We start from the raw sequence: 18,923 nt of genomic DNA on the forward strand, positions 1-18,923 counted from the left end.
CCCGCCGGAGGCATAATAGTTTTCTTGCCTGCGGCGCGGATATTTATGGAACAAAGATATATCAGGACGTGACCTGCCACAACAGATCGAATCCGGGATCAAATATGGTGACATCGCCCTCATTGGTGATCAGTTTTTCGGGCGTGGGCGATGGCGCGCATTTGGTCAGGGTGATTGTGGTTTCATTGACGGGCAGGCGATAGAATGCAGGACCGTGCAAAGATGTGAACCCTTCCAGCCGGTCCAGCGCACCTTCTTCTTCGAACACATGGACAAGGATTGGCATGGTGTTGGTGGCGGTGAAGCAGCCGGCGCAACCACAGGCGCTTAGCTTGTTGGCATCGGTATGCGGGGCGCTGTCGGTGCCAAGGAAGAACCGCGTATCCCCCGAAGTGGCAGCGGCGCGCAGGGCCAGACGGTGGCTTTCGCGTTTGGCGACCGGCAGGCAGTAGTAATGCGGTTTGATGCCGCCAACCAGAATATGGTTGCGGTTGATGATCAGGTGGTGCGTGGTGATGGTCGCCGCCAGATCGCGATCGGCGCTTTGCACATAGTCCACCCCGTCAGCGGTGGTGATATGTTCCATGATCACACGCAAGCCCGGTGTTTTGCGCCGGATCGGGTCGAGCACGCGGTCGATAAACACCGCTTCGCGATCAAAGATATCTATGTCGGCATCGGTCACTTCGCCATGCACGCACAGGGGCAGGTCGATTTCGGCCATGCGTTCCAGCACACCGCGCACCTTGTCAAAGTCCGAAACCCCCGAGGCCGAATTGGTCGTCGCCCCCGCCGGATACAGTTTCACCGCCGAGATCAGCCCCGAAGCATGGGCCGCGGCCACGTCATCGGCATCGGTTTCCTCTGTCAGATACAGCGTCATCAGCGGAGTGAAATCCGTGCCATCGGGCAGGGCGGCCATGATCCGCGACTTATAGGCGATTGCATCCGCTGACGTCACCACCGGCGGCACCAGATTGGGCATGATGATGGCACGGGCAAAATGGCGTGTGGTTTCGGGCAAAACAGCGGCCAGCATTGCGCCATCGCGCAAGTGCAGGTGCCAGTCATCCGGGCGGCGGAGGGTGATTTGATCGGTCATGATGGCCCCCGATTACACAATCCGGGGCCGTCAAGCTATGGCAAATTTCTATGCGGGCAGGTTTTTTACCAGTGATCCTGTTAATTCCACGCCTCGACCACGTCGAAATTATCCTGTGCAGCAATCATTCCTGCAGGACCAAACCCCAAAGGCAGGCGCTGTTCCTTGCGCTTGACCACACGCACAACCGGGGCAAGGCGGATATCGAAATATTTCGGGTCATTGAGGATGTCGGATGGCAACCGGTTTCTGGCCAGCACCCGGCGTTTGCGATATTTCACTTCGACATCATACTCGCAGCCTTCAAACACGCCATCGTCGCATTCATCGGTAAAGCATTTGCGCAGCTCGATTTCGCGGGCCCGCAGCGCCTGAATTTCCTTGCGAACATGGCCAAGTTCGTCGGCCGGCATCTGATGTAGCATTTCAATCTCCCTTACTGTGTTCAAAGGGAGTTTTATGGAAAATTCTAAATAAATTGCTAATCCAGGGGTTGAAAAGCAACATTTTTACGGGTCCGCCGAATGTTGGGCAGGGTTTTTCCTGCCGATTTCAAACGGGTTTCGATTTTTTCCAACCGTTCTTTGAACCGCGGCGCTTCTACCCGGCTGGCAGCATAGCGGCATAACATCCCTGACATGATGCAACGGTCATCATCGTCCAGATGGGTCAACACGCGCCCAAGGTAGGGGGCATATTCATGCCGTGCGCGATACAATTGATGGAACTGCTTTGCCACATCCATATCTTCACAGGCCGCGTCGACCAGTGGTTGCAGGATATCCATCTGGATCATGGCCTTCATAATGTCGCGCCCCAGAAACCGGCATCGCAATTTGGTCACATGCGAACGGGTAAACAGTGCTGCGTGCATGGCGTCCATTTCTTCTTCGGGATCATACAGCAGGAAAACCTGATTGGCTGCGTCCACCATATCGGGGGCAAACCCGTACCGGTCTGTAAACGACACGCGGCGGCTGGATTTGAAACGGTGGTCCCATTCGGTCACGCGCGGATCCAGAGTCGCCTGTGGGTTGAACACAAGCACGGTGCAACCGGGGGCCGCAACCGAATAGGTTGCCGCAGCATAACCGCACATGCCGGATCCCATGAAAACCACATGGTCGAATTCCTCGAAAAACCCTTCATCCAGCAAGCTGTCAAAATAGTCATAAACCGATCTGCTGCGAAACCAGGTGCACCCTTCGGTAAGGATACCAAGGTGGGACCAGCCTTTTTCGGCAATCAGTTCGAACCCCAGCGGCATTTCATCCTCGGTATTCTTGCGGATGCTTTCGATGGTTTCAAATGTGACCAACAGGGTCGATGACCCCTCGGTCAGGACTGCATAGTGGTTGTTGCCCAGCGGTTTGAAATATCCCGGCTCTTCGCCTACATCTTCCAGGCGAGCAAGCCATTCCTGCTTGTCAGCGTCATCCGAACCAGAAGGGGTGCGCGGGTCGTCCATGTTTTCGGGTATTCCTTAGATATTCAGTATGGCTGATATTCCATTCAAATACGGCGAAAATGTGAATGAAATCGCTTGAAAAGCGGGTGTTTTTCAGTGAGGCATCGCCAATTCGTTTGATTGGCCTGCTTTGTTGCCAGACTGTAAATAGTTGGGTGCTTTCCACGACTGTTTCAAGGGTAAGCCGATTGTTGGCAGTCAATAATCTGTGATGGTTTTCAGACATTTACCTATAGTTGAGGGGCTGTTCTAATGCCGCCACTATAGATTTGGGGGATCAGTTCCGTTGTAATGTCGCCGTTAACGCGCCCATTGTAATCAATGCCACACCGCCTGTGCGGTTCACCCAGGTCAGCACTTTCGGGCTGCGGATGCGCTGCCCCAATTGGTCCGCCAGCATCGCATAGGCCAGTGCGTTTATCGCACCCAGACCAACAAAGGTGGCGAGCATGGTCAGGAATTGCGGCATCACCGGCAGGTCAGCGCTTAGGAATTGCGGCACAAAGGCGATGATAAAGATGATCCCCTTCGGGTTTAGTGCCGTGACCAGTGCCGAATGGGCGAATATCCGTTTGGCCGGTGTTGGTATGGGGGCTGTCACATCTTTCAGGTGCGGCGGGCTGCGCAACAGTTTGATCCCCAGAAATACCAGATAACCCGCGCCGATCCACTTCAGCGCGGTAAACGCCCACGCCGAGGTCAGCAGGATTGCCCCAAGCCCTGCCAATGACAGGGAAACCGCGATGAAATCCCCCAGCGCCACGCCAAGCGCTGTGGCCACAGCCACGCGCCGCCCTTGCGTTAACGCATAGGACACCACCAACAGGATTGTCGGGCCGGGAATGACCACCACCACAAAGGACGCCGCGGCAAAGGCAAGCCATAGGTCCAGCGGCACGGGTCAGCTTATCCCGAAAACAAATCCCGCGCCGATCAGGATGACAGGCACCAGAAACGGGGCAGGGACAAGGGTCAGGAAAATCAGACCGATTGTTGGATCAGCTTCCATATCGGGGGCACCTTTAATAAATGACAATCAGGCCACGATAAACAGGATCACAAAAGGTTGCAATGGCTGTGGCGTTAACAAAAACAGCATGACTGTTACAACTGTGATCATATCCACCCCCTAGAAAAACGCCTGCAAGCCGGTCTGTGCCCGCCCCAAAATCAGCGCATGCACATCATGGGTGCCCTCATAGGTGTTCACGGTTTCAAGGTTCACCATATGGCGGATCACCTGGAATTCCTCGCTGATACCATTGCCGCCGTGCATGTCCCGGCTCATGCGGGCGATATCCAGCGCCTTGCCGCAGTTGTTGCGCTTCATCAGGCTGATCATTTCGGGGGCTGCGTTGGCCTCGTCCATCAGGCGGCCGATTCGCAGGGAACCTTGCAGGCCCAGCGTGATTTCCGTCTGCATATCGGCCAGTTTCTTCTGAAACAACTGGGTTTGCGCCAGCGGCTTGTTGAACTGCTTGCGATCCAGCCCGTATTGCCGTGCCGCGTGCCAACAGAATTCGGCCGCCCCCAGCACCCCCCACGAAATACCGTAACGGGCGCGATTCAGACAACCAAACGGCCCCTTCAGGCCTTCGACATTGGGCAGCAGGGCATCCTCGCCCACCTCGACACCATCCATCACGATTTCACCGGTAATGGACGCCCGCAACGACAGCTTGCCGCCGATTTTCGGCGCGGAAAGCCCTTTCATGCCCTTTTCCAGCACAAAGCCCTTGATCTTGCCGCCGTGGGCTTCGGATTTGGCCCAGACCACGAACACATCGGCAATCGGACTGTTTGATATCCACATCTTGCTGCCGGTCAGCCTGTAGCCGGTCGCGGTTTTCTCGGCCCGCGTTTTCATGCCGCCGGGGTCGGACCCCGCATCGGGTTCGGTCAGGCCAAAACAGCCAATCAGGCTGCCGGCGGCCAGTCCGGGCAAATACTTTTGCCGCTGCTCCTCGGTGCCATAGGCATAGATCGGATACATCACCAGCGACGATTGCACCGACATCATCGAGCGATAGCCACTGTCCACCCGCTCGATTTCCCGCGCCACCAGACCATAGGTGACATAATTCGCGCCCAGCCCGCCGTATTCCTCGGGGATCGTGGTGCCCAGCAAACCGGCATCGCCCATTTCGCGGAAAATATCCGGGTCGGTGGTTTCATTCGCATAGGCCTCGATCACCCGTGGCTGCAACACGCCCTGCGCAAACTCGCGGGACGCATCGCGCAACATGCGCTCGTCCTCGCTCAACTGGTCCTCCAGCCGGAACGCATCTTCCCAGTCGAAACGGGACAGGTCGGGGGCATCTTTGGGCTTTAGCACGGGCGTTGTCATGGCGGTTTCTCTCCAGTCTGGGTTTCGCAGGGCCACTAGAAGCGGTTTGCGGCGGGAGTCGCAAGGAAAATCATCGCAGATGCAATGAAAATCTGCCCCCTTGACCTTGCCGCCCCTGCGTGCAGTCTGATCGGGGAAACGAAAGGGTAAAGATGGGCCACGACATAACCTCGATTGACGATGTAACGGCGCTGCTGGCCGAACAGGGCTATATCTGCGGCCGCGATCTGGCCACGGTGGTGTTTCTGGCGCTGCGCCTTGGCCGGCCGCTGTTTCTGGAGGGCGAGGCGGGGGTTGGCAAGACCGAAATCGCCAAGGCCATTTCCGCCGCGCTGGGCCGTCGCCTGATCCGGTTGCAATGTTACGAGGGGCTGGATGCATCCAGCGCCGTCTATGAATGGAACTTTGCCGCACAAATGGTGGCAATTCGCACCGCCGAAGCGGTCGAGGGCACGGACCGCGAAGCACTGGTGGACGAGCTGTTTTCCGAACGCTACCTGATCCGCCGCCCGCTGCTCGAGGCAATGAGCCCGCAGCCAGGTGGTGCGCCCGTGTTGCTGATTGACGAGCTGGACCGCACGGACGAGCCGTTCGAGGCCTTCCTGCTGGAAGCGCTGTCCGATTTTCAGGTCACTATCCCCGAACTGGGCACCATCAAGGCGCCAGAACCGCCCATTGTGATCCTGACCTCCAACCGCACCCGCGAAGTGCATGATGCCCTGAAACGCCGCTGCCTCTATCACTGGGTCGAATACCCGACGTTCGAACGCGAACTTGAAATCCTGCAAGCCCGCGCGCCAGAGGCGAGTGCTGCGCTATCGCGCGAGGTGGTCGCTTTTGTCCAGCGGCTGCGCACCGAGGATCTGTTCAAGAAACCCGGCGTGGCCGAAACCATCGACTGGGCAAAATGCCTGCTGGCGCTGGATGTGATTGATCTGTCGCCCGATGTCATCGCCGACACCTTGGGCGCGATCCTGAAATATCAGGACGACATCCAGAAAATCGCCAGTGGCGAAATCGCCAAAATCCTGAACGACGCCAAGGCCTCGCTCGATACGGCCTGACTTCTTCTTGCCGGAAGCAAATCCAATCAAATTGAATCCACTCAACACCCCGAACGCATTTTCTTGCGCAAACGCTGCCTCGGGGTGCTGTGTGAATACATGATTCTGAATGGATTGGATGCGCTTTAAATACCTGCGCCGCAGGCAACGGCGAGCCCCGTCAGGGGCGAGCCCGGGGCGACCGCGTCAGCGGGCGCAAAACCTGCCGCAAATCACGCCCGTTTCAATCGCGCCGCCCGTCCACCACGGCGCTTCACCACCAATGGCTTGCGTGCGTCCAGCTCGGCCATAATCGTTGCCCGCTCGCTCTCGTCCATCACCGACCAGCGCGAAATCTCGTCCATGCTGCGATAACACCCCGTGCACAACCGCGCCTCGGGGTGGATTACGCAAATGTTGACGCAAGGCGATTGCACCTCGTCGCGTTTCCAGACCTTATCCATCCCGTTTCAAATGCCCCAGACGGTCCATCACCCCTTGCAGGATGTATCCGGCCGCCACATGGTCGATCACCTCGGCCCTTCGTGCCCGCGAAGTATCGGCCTCCAGCAACGCACGTTCGGCGGCCACCGTGGACAGGCGTTCGTCCCAGAACCCGATCGGCAGATCGGTCAGGCGCGACAGGTTGCGGGCAAAGGCGCGGGTCGACTGGCAGCGTGGCCCTTCGGAGCCATCCATATTGCGCGGCAATCCCAACACGAATCCGCCCAGATTACGTTCGGTGGCGATTTCCAGCAGGCGTGCTGCATCCACGCCGAATTTCTTGCGCTTGACGGTTTCCAGCGGGGTGGCAACGGTCAGAAAATTGTCCGACACGGCAACCCCGATGGTCTTGGTCCCCAGATCCAGCCCCGCAAGCGCGCGCATCGGCGGCAGGGCGGCGGCGAAATCCTCGATCGCGTCATAGATCATTCAGCCACACCGGCCCGCACCGCCGCAGCCTGCACAGTTTCCAGTGCGGCACTGTCACCGGCAAAGACCTGCTGTGCCTCGCCCCAGATTCTTGCCGCACGGTCCTTGTCGCCCAGCACACCCAATGCGCCGATCAACTGCGCCCATTCCTGCGCGCTGCCACCTTCGCTTGCCAGTCGCTCGGACAGTTGTGAAACCATGTTCTGGATCATATCCTGACGTTCTTCGGCGGTCATCTCCGAAGCCGCCGCCACCGCCCCTGCATCCGGCCCTGCCAAACCGCCACCGCCACGCATCATCGGTGGCACGCGGTAATCCACACCGGCAAAGGCTGCCGCGTCCTCGATCTGGGCGATGATGGGTTGCATCCACGGATCATTCGGATTGCTGGCCTCAAGCAGGTCCTTCCAGATGCGGAAGGTCACATCGGGACGCCCGTTCTGGGCAAACATCAGACCCGAATAATACAGTGCCTTGCCGTTTTCCGGATCAAGGGTCAGCGCCTTTTTCAATGCGCCCTCGGCCTCTGGCGAAACATATCCACCGGCGGCCACGATCATCAGATCGGCCAGGTCGGCATAATCATCGGCGGTGGCATCCGCCCCCTTGATTTCGATCACCCGCTGGTGCGCCCGATAGGCGGCGGTGTAATTCCCCAGCGCGGCCTCGTTTCCGGCCAGCAATTCATGCCCCTTCAAATCATCAGGCCGTGCGGCAACGGCTGTGCGCAGCTTGGCCACCAATTCCTTTTGACGCGGATCGACATCTACGGCCATTGGCGGCACCTGTGCCTCGATCTCGGCTTGCGACGGGCGGCTCTCGCGGGCCTGCTCGGCCTCGGCTATACGCAGTTTTAACGGCAGATCAGGATAGCCCGGCGCCCCGATCTTCTGGTAAACCCCGACCGATGCGGCCAGCAACACCAGTGATGCCAGAATGGCGCCATAGGTCATTGCCTTTGGCGCGCGATGCACCTCTTCGGCCGCCTGCAAGGCCTTATCCGTATCCAGAATCCGGCGCGACACCTCGGTCTTGATCCGCGCGGCTTCTTCCTTGGACACCACGCCCCGTTCCAGATCGCGCTCGACCCCGGCCAACTGGTCGCGGTATACCTGCAAATCATATTCGGCGGCGGCCACCCCCGTATCCCGCCCGCGCAATAGCGCCAATGCCAGCAGTGCAGCCACTACAAGAATAAGCACGCCAATCACAATCCAGAACACCATAGGGTTTTCGCCTTTCGTTAAAATCCGCCCCCCGTGTATCGTGAAATCGGCCAGCGCAAAAGGGTGAAACCGCCGCAGGCAGATCACAGATACGACAGCACCTGCAAATTGCGGATATGTCGCATATTTTCCCCATTGTGCCGCAGGCGTGCGCGGCTAAAGTCGTGTTGCGTATCAATACTGTGGTGCAGGGGCCGCTATGCCCCTTTAGGGGATTCGAGATATGAGACGTTATTCCGCATTTGCCATCGCCCGCGAGGCCCTGCGTTACCATTCCGGCTGGGGCAAGGCGTGGCGTTCCCCCGAACCCAAGAAATCCTATGACGTGGTGATCGTCGGGGCAGGTGGGCACGGGCTGGCTACGGCCTATTATCTGGGCAAGAATTTCGGCATCACCAATGTGGCGATCCTTGAAAAAGGCTGGCTGGGCGGCGGCAATACAGGCCGCAACACCACCATCATCCGCAGCAACTACCTGCAAGACCCGTCAGCCGCGATCTATGAAAAGGCCCGCAGCCTGTATGAAACCATGTCGCAGGACCTGAACATGAATGTCATGTTCAGCCCGCGCGGCGTGATGATGCTGGCCCAGACCCAACACGAAATCCGTGGCTTTCAGCGCACCGCACAGGCCAACGCCTTTCAGGGGGTGAAAACCGAATTCATCAGCCCGCAGCGGGTCAAGGAACTTGTGCCGATCATGAATATCTCCGGCCCGCGCTACCCTGTTCTGGGCGCGCTGTGGCAGGAACGTGCGGGAACGGCCCGCCATGATGCGGTGGCATGGGCCTATGCGCGCGCCTGTTCCGGCATGGGCATGGACATCATCCAGAAATGCGAGGTCACGGCGGTGAACCAGTCAAACGGACAGGTCACCGGTGTTGAAACCACCCGCGGCCCGATCGGTTGCAAGAAGCTGGGGATACTGGTGGCCGGCAATTCCGGCGATCTGGCGCGTATGGCGGGGTTCCGTCTGCCGATGGAAAGCGTCGCCCTTCAGGCGCTAGTGTCCGAGCCGATCAAACCCTGCCTTGACGTGGTGGTGATGGCCAACACGGTGCATGGCTATATCTCGCAATCGGACAAGGGCGAATTCGTGATTGGTGGCGGCACGGATATGTTCAACAACTACACCCAGCGCGGATCCTTCCATCATATCGAGGAAACAGTGCGCGCACTGGTCGAAACCTTCCCGATGATTTCCCGTATGAAAATGATGCGCCAGTGGGGCGGGATTGTCGATGTGACAGGGGACCGCTCGCCGATCATCTCGACCACGCCGCTGGGCAACTGCTTTATCAACGGCGGCTGGGGCACGGGAGGGTTCAAATCCATTCCGGGATCGGGCTGGGCGATGGCGGAAATGATGGCCAACGGGCAACCGGGACCGCTATGCGCCGAATTCGGGCTGGACCGCTTCGCCGAGGGGCGGTTCATTGATGAAAGCGTTGCGGCGGGGGTGGCTCACTGATGGCGCTTCATTTGCTCAAGCTCTTGTCGAAGGACTGCAATCTGTTTCGCGTTTGCTATTGCGTCGGTTTTGCGTGGTTTAGTCCAGTATTGTTCTTCATCCGGTTTTCTAAGGAAAGAATCGAAGAGCGAGTAGAATATAATCTCGAAAACAAGCGAAAAGACTCCGGCCAAAATTTCCATCGAATTGAAATAGGAATGAAACATAAGTTTTCAATACAAGGACGGCAAATATGCTAATCCTAACCTGCCCATACTGCGGCGTGGCAGCCGAAGAAACCGAACTCCATGCGGGCGGCGAGGCCCATCTGACCCGCTTTGGCACAGGCGCCTCGGACGAAGATCTGCAATCCTACCTGTTCTATCGCAAAAACCCCAAGGGCGTGCATTTTGAACGCTGGCGGCATAGCAACGGCTGCGGAAAATGGTTCCACGCCGCCCGCTGCACCATGACGCTGGAAGTGTTCGGCACCTACAGCGCCCAGACCACACAGCCGCCCGCCGACCTGATCAAAAAGATCAAACAAAAACGCCCCGATTGGGAGGGCTGGACATGAGCCTTCTTCTTGCCCGAAATACCTGCGCCGCAGGCTCCGGCCCCTCCATCTGCACAAGGCTTGAAAAATGAGCACCCGCATCCCCAACATGGGCCGTTTCCTGAACAAAGCCGCCCCCGTCACCTTTACCTTCAATGGCCAGTCTCTTGGCGGCTACCTCGGCGACACGCTGGCCTCGGCCCTTTTGGCCAATGACCAGATGCTGATGGGCCGCTCGTTCAAATACCACCGCCCGCGCGGCGCGCTGGCCAGCGGCGGGGAAGAACCCAACGCGCTGGTGAACATGGGCCACGGCGCGCGGTTCGAGCCGAACCAGCGCAGCACCACCACCGAATTGTTCGACGGGCTAAACGCCACATCGCAAAACCACTGGCCCAGCCTGAATTTCGACGTGGGCGTGGTGAACAACTATGCCGCCCGCTTCCTGCCCGCCGGGTTCTATTATAAAACCTTCATGTTCCCGCGGGTGGCATGGAAACACCTGTTCGAACCGATCGTGCGCCACTCTGCCGGTCTTGGTAAACCGCCAAAGGAACGCGATGCGGACCGCTACGAGCATTTCTATTTCTTCACCGATGTGCTGGTGGTTGGCGGCGGTATCGCGGGTCTGCAAGCCGCACTTGCTGCCGCGCAATCCGGTGCCAAAGTGCTGCTGATCAAGCAAACCGCCCATTGGGGCGGCCGCGCTCCGGTGGACGGGGCGGAAATTGACGGCAAACCCGCCGAAGACTGGGTTGCGCAGACACTGGCCACATTGCAAGCCATGGACAACGTCACCATCCGCACCCGCACCTCGGGCGCTGGCGTTTACGATCACGGCTATGCGCTGGGCTATGAACAGATCACCGACCACGCGCCCGATACCGATGCCCCGCGCCACCGGCTGTGGCGGATCAGGGCGAAACAGATCATCACCGCCACCGGTGCGATTGAACGCAGCCTGTCCTTTGCGGGCAACGATATCCCCGGCGTGATGTTGGCCTCTGCCGTGCGCGATTATCTGGTGAACTGGGGCGTGGCCGTGGGGCAGCGCACCGTGGTGGTCACCAACAATGACGACGCTTACCGCACTGCAATTGCGTTGAAACAGGCGGGATTGGACGTGCCCGCCATTATCGACGCCCGTCCGCTGGTTGACAGCGACTTGCCCAATCAGGCCCGCGCCCTGGGTATCGAGGTGCGCGAGGGCCGCGCTATTGCCAAGGTCAAGGGCGGTAAACGGGTGACCGGCGTGGACGTCTGCCTGCAAGATGGCGACGGCGGCGCGCGCGAGGAAATCAAATGCGATTGCGTGGCGATGTCCGGCGGGTGGTCCCCCGTGGTGCACCTGTGGTCCCATTGCGGCGGCAAGCTGAACTGGATCAATGATCAGGCCCATTTCGCCCCCGACCCTAAACGCCCGCCCACCGGTGCCGATGGGCAAGGTTTCGTGCTGACCGCCGGCATCGCCAGCGGCGCGATGGACACGCCCGAAGTGCTGAAAGATGCTCACGCGGCAGGCAAATCCGCCGCCAAAGCGGCAGGGTTCACGCCGAAAAGGGCGGGGCCGCCAAAGGCGCGCCCGACCGATGAGGCATTGATGGCCCCCGTCTGGATCATGCCCGCCAAAGCCACGCCGGAACTGCGCGCCAAAATGTGGCTGGATTTCCAAAATGATGTGAAGGTTTCGGACGTGCAGCTTGCCGCCCGCGAAGGCTATGCCAGTGTCGAGCACACAAAACGCTATACCACTCTTGGCATGGCAACGGATCAGGGTAAACTGAGCAATATCAACGGATTGGCCGTGTTGTCCGATGCGCTGGGCCAGCCCATTCCGCAAACCGGCACCACCACCTTTCGCCCGCCCTACACCCCGATCTCCATGGGCGCGATTGCCGGCGAGGCACGCGGCGACATCTTCCAGCCCCTGCGCCGCACCCCGATGCACGACTGGCATGTGGAACAGGGCGCCTATATGGAACCTGTCGGCCAGTGGCGCCGCCCCTATTGCTATCCGCGCGATGGCGAAACCCACGAGCAAGCCGTGGCGCGCGAGGTCAATAACACCCGCAACAATCTGGGCCTGCTCGATGCCTCGACCCTTGGCAAAATCATCGTCAAGGGGCCGGATGCGGGCAGGTTCCTCGACATGCTTTACACCAACATGATGTCCACCTTGAAACCGGGGCGCTGCCGCTACGGGCTGATGTGCAATGAAAACGGGTTCCTGATGGATGACGGCGTGGTGGCGCGGATCGATGACGACACCTTCCTGTGCCACACCACATCCGGCGGGGCAGACCACATTCATGCGTGGATGGAGGAATGGCTGCAAACCGAATGGTGGGACTGGAAAGTTTACGTTGCCTATGTGACCGAACAACTGGCACAGGTCGCTGTGGTTGGCCCCAACGCCCGCAAACTGTTGGAGAAACTGGGCGGCATGGATGTCTCGAAAGAGGCGCTGACGTTCATGGGCTGGGCGGATGGAAGCATCGGCAGTTTTGACGTGCGTGCCTACCGGATTTCGTTTTCCGGCGAGCTGTCCTATGAAATCGCCGTGCCCGCCTCGCAGGGCCGCGCGTTCTGGGATGCGCTGCTTGCGGCGGGCGAGGAATTCGGCGCGATGGCCTATGGCACCGAGGCGCTGCATATCATGCGGGCCGAAAAGGGCTTTATCATGATCGGGGACGAAACCGACGGCACCGTGATCCCGCAGGATCTGGGGCTGCATTGGGCGATCTCGAAAAAGAAAGACGATTTCCTTGGCAAACGCGCCCAGCAGCGCCCGCATATGGCAGACCCGGACCGCTGGCAATTGGTCGGGCTGGAAACGCTGGATGGCTCGGTCTTGCCGGACGGGGCCTATGCGCTGGCCGAGGGGGAAAACGCCAACGGGCAGCGCAATATGCAGGGGCGGGTCACGTCAACCTACCATTCGCCCACACTGGAGCGTGGCATCGCCATGGGACTTGTGCTGCACGGGCCTGACCGGATGGGCGAGGTGATCGAATTCGGTCTGATCGACGGCACTACGGTTCCCGCGAAAATCGTTGATCCGGTGTTCTATGACAAAGAAGGGGAGAAGCAAAATGTCTAATGCTGTCAGCGCGTTGCAGGGCGTTTCTTCTGCCGGATATGTGGGTGTGCGGGAAATGGGCCTGCAAGGGATGATCACCCTGCGCGGTGACCTGTCATTGGCCAAGATCGCCAAGGCGGTGAAATCGGCTGTGGGGGTGGATATGCCTGCGCAACGCGGGATCAACCTGAAGGATGGCAAGGGCGCGGCGTGGATGTCGCCGGATGAATTACTGTTGATGATGGCCTATCAGGATGCCGAAGCAACCGTGGCAAAACTGCAAAAGGCACTGGGCAACACCCATTCGCTGGTGGTCAATGTCTCGGACGCCCGCGCGGTGTTTACCCTGACGGGCGAGCGGGTGCGCGAAGTGGTGGCGAAACTGGCGCCGGTGGATATGGCCACCTTCACGACGGGCGAAATCCGCCGCACGCGGCTGGCACAGGTGCCGGCGGCGTTTTGGATGTCGGGCGGGGACGAGATTACGCTGGTGGTGTTCCGCAGCGTGGCGCAATACGCGTTCGACCTGTTGACGACGGCCGCGGCCAAGGGCGGCGAGGTCTGGTAACCCGCCGCCGTTGTTTGCCTTATTGACCCAATATCAGATGATAACCGATCCGGAATTCCGGTGTCAGGGTTGAAACAGACAGATTGCCGGCATCCACACCTCCAAGATTGGCTAAGGATATACTGCTTTTTCCGGTTTTCACGACAACGGCACTGGCCGTCAATTGCCCCTGATTACCAACATCCCTGAGATACCTTAGCCCGACCATTCCATAGCCGCTGACGCCGCTTTTTGAACCATTAACAACGGTGTCATCGGTTTGTATTTCCTGATAGGCTAATCCGCCACCAATCCCGAACTCGGCCCGCCAGTTCTGGCCCTGTTCCACAAGGCTCCACAGATTGGCGCCGATACGTCCGGTCTGGATGTTGGTTCGGTAGTGAAAAACGGGGTTGGGCAGCCCGGGAAAACTGGCCGAGACGACATCATAGTCATTGAGCCACGCCAGTTCGATTTCGGGGGTTATGGCGACACCTTTCCAATGCCATTTGTCCTGAATGCCGTAGGTCAGGGAAATGCCCTGATAGTCGGAATGAACTGTATCCTTGTTGCTGAACGCACCGGCGGTATTGAAACCGTCAAAGGCACTCATCGGTGCTCCGGTGATCAAATTCAGACCAATATACCGGTTTGTATCCTCTGCTTTGGCCGGTTGCAGGCCAAGGGTCAAACTGATCGCAGTGACTGTCGAGGAAAGTAGGGTGGTTTTTTTCATAACGCTTCTCTTGGTGGTTATTGTTTCGGAAGTGCCTGAACAATGCAAAATAGTCATAATACAAAACATCGATTATGCCGTCCGGCAATAGATGTCAATTTATCGCATGGGATACCTTGCGACTATGATTATGAAGGCTTTTTCTTGCCTTTACCGCCCGTTATTGGTGTGCAATAATTCCCACGGGTAACAATAGGTTTAGTTATGAAATTAAATAAATGGTTTGATGGAATTCTAGTGGGTTCTGTAGTTGTTGCAAGCGCCGCCTCTGCAACGAATTATAAATGCGATATCAAGGTACGTGGTATCAATGGTGGCATATCGCCTGTTTTGGTTTTTTCGATCAATGATGATGAAACCGAAGCGATGGTTTATGATGCGTATGTACAGAAAGTGTACGATAGACCAATCGAAGCAAAAATCGTTGTGGCAAATGCCAAACGGTATACCCTTAAATGGTCTGTCGCCATTAAATCGGATTCGGATGGGCAAACATTGCCGCGGATTGACTATCGGGCCACCTATGTAAAACGGACACACAAATTATCAATTACGGGTTTCCCGATTGGTTATGACAACCAGTTCACTGGAACGGGAAAGTGTGCCGTGACGAAATAATACCGAAGCATGCGGCGAATTAGGGGGGGGGCGGTTTGATAGCCGATACCGTATCAGCCGTTTCTTTGTTCTGGTATTCACGATCAACTGACAGGAACCATTTCTCGAGGCGGTGACATGCTTAAGTTTTTAAATGGTGGATACGGTTTGGCCAAAACCTTCTGGATAGGGGTTTTTGGCGTTGGAATCGTTTTTAAGATTGCTTTTAAGTTTATTACCAAAGGGTATCTTGCTGCCAGAAACGATCTGGATATTGCCCGGGTGGAAATGTTCCACCATGTCTTGCTGATCCTGCTTTGCATTTATGTGTTGCTTATGGTGCGAGCAATGATCAAAGCCGGATTCAATGATCGGCGTCCCGGCGTATGGGGCTGGATGGGAATTGGCCTGACAATATTTGCAGCTGCGCTTAATATTAATATCGCCTCCAAGACATTTTTCCCATCACGCGCAACATCAAGAGTCATGTTGGAGATTGGAATGCGTCAGCTAAATACGCAATTGCCCCAAGATATGGGGAACGGGATGACTATGATAAGGGCAGAGATTTCGGGCGACGATGTGATCTATTACATCGATGCCGAAGGTGAAATTGATGCTGTTGTCACCAACATCATGGAGAAGTCTTTGCTTGATATGCCGGTAGGGCAAAAGGCTTGCACGGCTTTACAAGGGAGCTTCAAGGGCGGGATCAATAGCATCATTTATGACTTCTCCTTTGATAATGGGAATGCCCAGCAAGTAATTAAGGGCGCAGATTGTCTGGCCTGGCTGGCACAGCAATAGAATGACACAAGCACAGGGAACGTTGCGATGTTCGCAGGATGTGGAAGCGACTTTACCGCCCGTTATCGGTGTGCAATGATCCCTATCTGGTAACATTAGGTTTAGTGATGAAATTTAGAAAATGGTTCACCGGCGTTTTGATGGGATAGGTTGTTGTTGCAAGTGCCGCTTCGGCGACAACATATAAATGCAACATCCGTCCGAACAGTCTTTACCGGGGTGTATCACCGGTTTTGGTTTTTTCGATTGATGAAGAAAAGAATGAATCCCTGGTTTATGATGTGTTCATCAAAGCCGAGTTTGACAAGCCGATCGCGGCGGAAATCGTTGTTGCAAATGATAAGCGCTACACAATTAGATGGACGGTCAACATACCGATAGAAGATAGCGAAAAAACAAAAGCGCGGGTTGATCACAGGGCAACTTATATCAGAAGAACGCATCGGATATATGTAAGAGGCTTTCCAAAAGGGTTTGATGTGGAACTCGGGGGATCCGGTAAATGCGTTGTGACGAAATAATGCAACTTAAGGGTGGGATGTCGGTCACAACTTACTGTGTAACTGTTAAAGGTTCTCCATCAGTTTGCCCATTATACACATTTGGAGAATTTTAATTGGTGTTAAGAGAAAGGTTACGTGATGAAGATAATCAACTTGTTTTCTGCTGTGCTGGCCGGAACAATATTTTCAAGCAGTATTGCACTGGCCCAAGTTTATGTTTGCGATATTACAAGCATTAAACGTGGTGGCGGGATTGCTTCTGTAATTGTGTTTTCAGTTAATAGGGACGAGACGGAAATTACGGTTTATGACGGGTACATAAAAAAGTATTATGACAGGCCGATCGAGGCTGAAATATCGGTTGCAAATCCCAAACGCTATACCTTCAAATGGGAAGTGAAGATGAGCGGAAATACAAATGTATTTGGTCAAGACCTGCCTGGTATTCGGTATCGCGCCACGTATTTACGCGCCAAGCATACGATACGTGTCAGGGGATTTCCTATCGGCTATGACAATCAGTACAGCGGTTCCGGCATATGCCGGATTGAAAAATAGATCAGTCACATTTGTTCAAGCTTGTGTGCTGTTCCCTAAAAAATTCTTTTAGGAATTATTATATTGGACGAAGTTGGTTCCACATCTTTGAAAGAAGGGAAAATCGAATGAAGGTCGTTTCAATAATCGCTGCACTGATTGTCGGGGTCGCTGTGTCCAGCCCTGCCAGTGCCAAAATATATACCTGCAATGTTACGCCGGATAATTCCCGCCATTTCATCCCGCGCACTTTGTTGATGAATATCGATGACAGCAGCGGAAATATTCTGATCTATGACGATCTGGTTAAGAAAGTTATGGGCCAGCCAATCCATGGCAAACTATCTGCTGAAACCGGAAAGCGGATAACGGTGAAATGGACATTGCATCAGGTGCATGACGATTACGGCGAAAGCAGCGCGCGTTTCTTTTTCCGTGCATCCTATTACAAAAACAACGGCAAGCTGATCATGTCATCGAACCCTGGTGGATGGGACAATATGTTTGGCGGGCGGGGGCGGTGTACTGTCACATCGGATGCAACATGGTCGAATGTGGTGGCAAATACACCGGTCCAGACGTTTAGCGCCCGTGGCAAGGAGCGCTTCTTTATGGCTGGTGAGGGTAATGACTGGGTATGGCCGTAAGCAGGTTATATTTCGGGGGTTGAAAAGGGACAGGTTTTGAAAAAGAAAATGATTATTGGCGTCTTGGCTGCGGCTTTGTTGGCCGGCAGTGCCAATGCCGAGACCTATGAGTGCAAAGTAAAAGCTCGCGGACCTGACTTCGGTTGGATATCCAAAACATTGGTGTTTCACATTCCGTTCCGGTTTAGCAAAACGACCGTGGAAAACACCCTTATCAAAGCCACAGGGCAAACAACGGTGCACGCTGATTTGTCTATGTATAGTAAAAAACGAATTACTCTCAGTTGGGTGCTAAAAGGTGTCCTTGGACGAAATGGCGAGAATTTAGGGAAATTTACCTATAGGGCGACCACCTCTGTGAAGGGGTTGAAAAATGACCGCCATCAAACCATTCCGCGCTGGATGTACCGTTTGACGATCCTGAAAGCACGGGGAAACAAGGCCATCGTCAGTGCCCAGGCCGCCGGTTATTTCGGGTCATTGGGCGCTTCCGGTAAATGCAGGGTCAGCAAGTAAGCGGTTCTGTCGCATTGTATGATACAGGGAAATCCCTTGACCTTCCCCCCTTGGGCGCTGCATCTATCAGCATAGATTTTCACGCGAACAATCAAGGGGGCTAATATGTCTTTTACACTTCCCGATCTACCCTATGCACATGATGCGCTGGCCGATGCCGGCATGTCCAAAGAAACGATGGAATACCACCACGACCTGCACCACAAGGCCTATGTCGACAACGGCAACAAGCTGATTGCCGGCACCGAGTGGGAAGGCAAATCGCTGGAAGACATCATCACCGGCACCTATGACGCCGGTGCGGTTGCGCAGAACGGTATCTTCAACAACGCGTCCCAACACTGGAACCACACCCAGTTCTGGGAAATGATGGGGCCGAACTCCGGTGCCATGCCCGGCGAGCTGGAAAGCCGCATCAAGGATGCCTTTGGCACGGTCGATGAATTCAAATCGCAGTTTGCCGCTGCGGGTGCGGGCCAGTTCGGCTCGGGCTGGTGCTGGCTGGTGGTGGATACTGACGGCACGCTGAAGGTGACAAAAACCGAAAACGGTGTGAACCCGCTTTGTTTCGGGCAAACCGCGTTGCTGGGTTGTGATGTTTGGGAACATTCCTACTATATCGATTTCCGCAACAAGCGGCCGGTTTACCTGTCCAATTTCCTGGACAAGCTGGTGAACTGGGAAAACGTGGCCGAACGTCTGGCCAACGCCTAGGGTATTGCGGGAGGGCTTCTTGCCCTCCCGCCTCGGTCGCGATAGCCACGGCAGCCGCGGCTTTCGGCAACAAGTTTGCTGGCTGGTGCCCCTGCAATGCAGGGGTGTTTTCATT

General features: G+C 56.2%; 21 protein-coding genes. 12 read left to right on the plus strand and 9 right to left on the minus strand.

From position 1 onward, the window contains the following. Positions 1 to 61: 61 nt before the first annotated feature. From pyrC to BAR1_RS05925, 5 genes are all read right to left on the minus strand, one after another. Positions 62 to 1,102, minus strand: a complete 1,041-nt coding sequence (pyrC, locus tag BAR1_RS05905) for a dihydroorotase (protein ID WP_118942166.1) — start codon at positions 1,100 to 1,102, stop codon at positions 62 to 64. An 80-nt stretch (positions 1,103 to 1,182) separates the two neighbouring features. Next, positions 1,183 to 1,527 (minus strand): hypothetical protein, encoded by a 345-nt coding sequence (locus BAR1_RS05910; protein WP_118942167.1) that lies wholly within the window; start codon positions 1,525 to 1,527, stop codon positions 1,183 to 1,185. Positions 1,528 to 1,583: 56 nt separating this feature from the next. Further along, positions 1,584 to 2,570: a phosphoadenosine phosphosulfate reductase gene (locus BAR1_RS05915; RefSeq protein ID WP_194295021.1), complete on the minus strand. Its 987-nt coding sequence runs from the start codon at positions 2,568 to 2,570 to the stop codon at positions 1,584 to 1,586. Between the two features lie 277 nt (positions 2,571 to 2,847). Then, positions 2,848 to 3,468, minus strand: a complete 621-nt coding sequence (locus BAR1_RS05920) for a LysE family translocator (protein ID WP_118942168.1) — start codon at positions 3,466 to 3,468, stop codon at positions 2,848 to 2,850. A 231-nt stretch (positions 3,469 to 3,699) separates the two neighbouring features. Then, the gene (locus BAR1_RS05925) at positions 3,700 to 4,917 is read right to left on the minus strand and encodes an acyl-CoA dehydrogenase (RefSeq protein ID WP_118942169.1); all 1,218 of its coding nucleotides are present in this window, start codon (positions 4,915 to 4,917) and stop codon (positions 3,700 to 3,702) included. Between the two features lie 152 nt (positions 4,918 to 5,069). On the opposite strand from BAR1_RS05925, the gene BAR1_RS05930 reads away from it, so the two are divergent. Then, complete coding sequence (locus BAR1_RS05930; RefSeq protein WP_118942170.1) at positions 5,070 to 5,981, plus strand: AAA family ATPase; 912 nt, start codon at positions 5,070 to 5,072, stop codon at positions 5,979 to 5,981. 212 nt (positions 5,982 to 6,193) lie between these two features. Here the strand turns inward: BAR1_RS05930 and BAR1_RS05935 are convergent, their stop codons facing one another. The 3 genes from BAR1_RS05935 to ccmI are packed head-to-tail and all read right to left on the minus strand — an operon-like array spanning position 6,194 to position 8,119. Continuing rightward, entirely contained in the window at positions 6,194 to 6,424 is a 231-nt protein-coding gene (locus tag BAR1_RS05935) for a DUF1289 domain-containing protein (protein WP_118942171.1), read from the minus strand. Beyond that, positions 6,417 to 6,893, minus strand: coding sequence for a Holliday junction resolvase RuvX (gene ruvX, locus BAR1_RS05940; RefSeq protein WP_118942172.1), 477 nt, complete (start codon positions 6,891 to 6,893; stop codon positions 6,417 to 6,419). The genes BAR1_RS05935 and ruvX overlap by 8 nt, the downstream gene beginning before the upstream one ends. Next, a complete protein-coding gene (gene ccmI, locus BAR1_RS05945; RefSeq protein ID WP_118942173.1) occupies positions 6,890 to 8,119 on the minus strand; it encodes a c-type cytochrome biogenesis protein CcmI in 1,230 nt (409 codons plus the stop codon). The genes ruvX and ccmI overlap by 4 nt, the downstream gene beginning before the upstream one ends. A 223-nt stretch (positions 8,120 to 8,342) precedes the next feature. Between ccmI and BAR1_RS05950 the strand changes: the two genes are divergently transcribed. From BAR1_RS05950 to BAR1_RS05970, 4 genes are all read left to right on the plus strand, one after another. Continuing rightward, positions 8,343 to 9,590, plus strand: coding sequence for a sarcosine oxidase subunit beta family protein (locus BAR1_RS05950; protein ID WP_118942174.1), 1,248 nt, complete (start codon positions 8,343 to 8,345; stop codon positions 9,588 to 9,590). A gap of 232 nt (positions 9,591 to 9,822) precedes the next feature. Then, entirely contained in the window at positions 9,823 to 10,146 is a 324-nt protein-coding gene (locus BAR1_RS05960) for a sarcosine oxidase subunit delta (protein WP_118942176.1), read from the plus strand. A 67-nt stretch (positions 10,147 to 10,213) separates the two neighbouring features. After that, positions 10,214 to 13,225 (plus strand): sarcosine oxidase subunit alpha family protein, encoded by a 3,012-nt coding sequence (locus tag BAR1_RS05965; protein WP_118942177.1) that lies wholly within the window; start codon positions 10,214 to 10,216, stop codon positions 13,223 to 13,225. Continuing rightward, on the plus strand, positions 13,218 to 13,772 hold the full coding sequence (locus BAR1_RS05970) for a sarcosine oxidase subunit gamma (protein ID WP_118942178.1): 555 nt from the start codon (positions 13,218 to 13,220) through the stop codon (positions 13,770 to 13,772). The genes BAR1_RS05965 and BAR1_RS05970 overlap by 8 nt, the downstream gene beginning before the upstream one ends. A 19-nt stretch (positions 13,773 to 13,791) precedes the next feature. Here BAR1_RS05970 and BAR1_RS05975 read toward each other — a convergent pair whose 3' ends face one another. Further along, positions 13,792 to 14,487 (minus strand): hypothetical protein, encoded by a 696-nt coding sequence (locus BAR1_RS05975; protein WP_118942179.1) that lies wholly within the window; start codon positions 14,485 to 14,487, stop codon positions 13,792 to 13,794. A gap of 204 nt (positions 14,488 to 14,691) precedes the next feature. Between BAR1_RS05975 and BAR1_RS05980 the strand changes: the two genes are divergently transcribed. The 7 genes from BAR1_RS05980 (at position 14,692) to BAR1_RS06010 (ending at position 18,808) form a co-directional block, all read left to right on the plus strand. Continuing rightward, the gene (locus tag BAR1_RS05980) at positions 14,692 to 15,105 is read left to right on the plus strand and encodes a hypothetical protein (RefSeq protein WP_118942180.1); all 414 of its coding nucleotides are present in this window, start codon (positions 14,692 to 14,694) and stop codon (positions 15,103 to 15,105) included. A 117-nt stretch (positions 15,106 to 15,222) separates the two neighbouring features. Then, entirely contained in the window at positions 15,223 to 15,891 is a 669-nt protein-coding gene (locus BAR1_RS05985; protein WP_118942181.1) for a hypothetical protein, read from the plus strand. 233 nt (positions 15,892 to 16,124) lie between these two features. Beyond that, on the plus strand, positions 16,125 to 16,412 hold the full coding sequence (locus BAR1_RS05990; protein WP_118942182.1) for a hypothetical protein: 288 nt from the start codon (positions 16,125 to 16,127) through the stop codon (positions 16,410 to 16,412). A 120-nt stretch (positions 16,413 to 16,532) separates the two neighbouring features. Continuing rightward, the gene (locus BAR1_RS05995) at positions 16,533 to 16,952 is read left to right on the plus strand and encodes a hypothetical protein (RefSeq protein ID WP_118942183.1); all 420 of its coding nucleotides are present in this window, start codon (positions 16,533 to 16,535) and stop codon (positions 16,950 to 16,952) included. 107 nt (positions 16,953 to 17,059) lie between these two features. Continuing rightward, positions 17,060 to 17,578, plus strand: a complete 519-nt coding sequence (locus BAR1_RS06000; RefSeq protein ID WP_118942184.1) for a hypothetical protein — start codon at positions 17,060 to 17,062, stop codon at positions 17,576 to 17,578. A 36-nt stretch (positions 17,579 to 17,614) separates the two neighbouring features. Then, positions 17,615 to 18,094 (plus strand): hypothetical protein, encoded by a 480-nt coding sequence (locus BAR1_RS06005; RefSeq protein ID WP_118942185.1) that lies wholly within the window; start codon positions 17,615 to 17,617, stop codon positions 18,092 to 18,094. 105 nt (positions 18,095 to 18,199) lie between these two features. Next, entirely contained in the window at positions 18,200 to 18,808 is a 609-nt protein-coding gene (locus tag BAR1_RS06010) for a superoxide dismutase (RefSeq protein ID WP_118942186.1), read from the plus strand. Positions 18,809 to 18,923: the final 115 nt, after the last annotated feature.

The sequence above is a fragment of the Profundibacter amoris genome (assembly GCF_003544895.1).
Lineage (GTDB): Bacteria > Pseudomonadota > Alphaproteobacteria > Rhodobacterales > Rhodobacteraceae > Profundibacter > Profundibacter amoris.

Excerpts from the sequence above, each read along its gene's own strand:
- BAR1_RS05950 (WP_118942174.1), top strand. The coding sequence starts at position 8,343 with ATGAGACGTTATTCCGCATTTGCCATCGCCCGCGAGGCCCTGCGTTAC.
- BAR1_RS06010 (WP_118942186.1), top strand. The coding sequence starts at position 18,200 with ATGTCTTTTACACTTCCCGATCTACCCTATGCACATGATGCGCTGGCC.
- BAR1_RS05930 (WP_118942170.1), top strand. The coding sequence starts at position 5,070 with ATGGGCCACGACATAACCTCGATTGACGATGTAACGGCGCTGCTGGCC.
- BAR1_RS05915 (WP_194295021.1), bottom strand. The coding sequence starts at position 2,570 with ATGGACGACCCGCGCACCCCTTCTGGTTCGGATGACGCTGACAAGCAG.
- BAR1_RS05975 (WP_118942179.1), bottom strand. The coding sequence starts at position 14,487 with ATGAAAAAAACCACCCTACTTTCCTCGACAGTCACTGCGATCAGTTTG.
- BAR1_RS05980 (WP_118942180.1), top strand. The coding sequence starts at position 14,692 with ATGAAATTAAATAAATGGTTTGATGGAATTCTAGTGGGTTCTGTAGTT.
- pyrC (WP_118942166.1), bottom strand. The coding sequence starts at position 1,102 with ATGACCGATCAAATCACCCTCCGCCGCCCGGATGACTGGCACCTGCAC.
- BAR1_RS05985 (WP_118942181.1), top strand. The coding sequence starts at position 15,223 with ATGCTTAAGTTTTTAAATGGTGGATACGGTTTGGCCAAAACCTTCTGG.
- BAR1_RS05995 (WP_118942183.1), top strand. The coding sequence starts at position 16,533 with ATGAAGATAATCAACTTGTTTTCTGCTGTGCTGGCCGGAACAATATTT.
- ruvX (WP_118942172.1), bottom strand. The coding sequence starts at position 6,893 with ATGATCTATGACGCGATCGAGGATTTCGCCGCCGCCCTGCCGCCGATG.
- BAR1_RS06000 (WP_118942184.1), top strand. The coding sequence starts at position 17,060 with ATGAAGGTCGTTTCAATAATCGCTGCACTGATTGTCGGGGTCGCTGTG.
- BAR1_RS05925 (WP_118942169.1), bottom strand. The coding sequence starts at position 4,917 with ATGACAACGCCCGTGCTAAAGCCCAAAGATGCCCCCGACCTGTCCCGT.
- BAR1_RS05910 (WP_118942167.1), bottom strand. The coding sequence starts at position 1,527 with ATGCTACATCAGATGCCGGCCGACGAACTTGGCCATGTTCGCAAGGAA.
- BAR1_RS05965 (WP_118942177.1), top strand. The coding sequence starts at position 10,214 with ATGAGCACCCGCATCCCCAACATGGGCCGTTTCCTGAACAAAGCCGCC.
- ccmI (WP_118942173.1), bottom strand. The coding sequence starts at position 8,119 with ATGGTGTTCTGGATTGTGATTGGCGTGCTTATTCTTGTAGTGGCTGCA.
- BAR1_RS05935 (WP_118942171.1), bottom strand. The coding sequence starts at position 6,424 with ATGGATAAGGTCTGGAAACGCGACGAGGTGCAATCGCCTTGCGTCAAC.
- BAR1_RS05960 (WP_118942176.1), top strand. The coding sequence starts at position 9,823 with ATGCTAATCCTAACCTGCCCATACTGCGGCGTGGCAGCCGAAGAAACC.
- BAR1_RS05970 (WP_118942178.1), top strand. The coding sequence starts at position 13,218 with ATGTCTAATGCTGTCAGCGCGTTGCAGGGCGTTTCTTCTGCCGGATAT.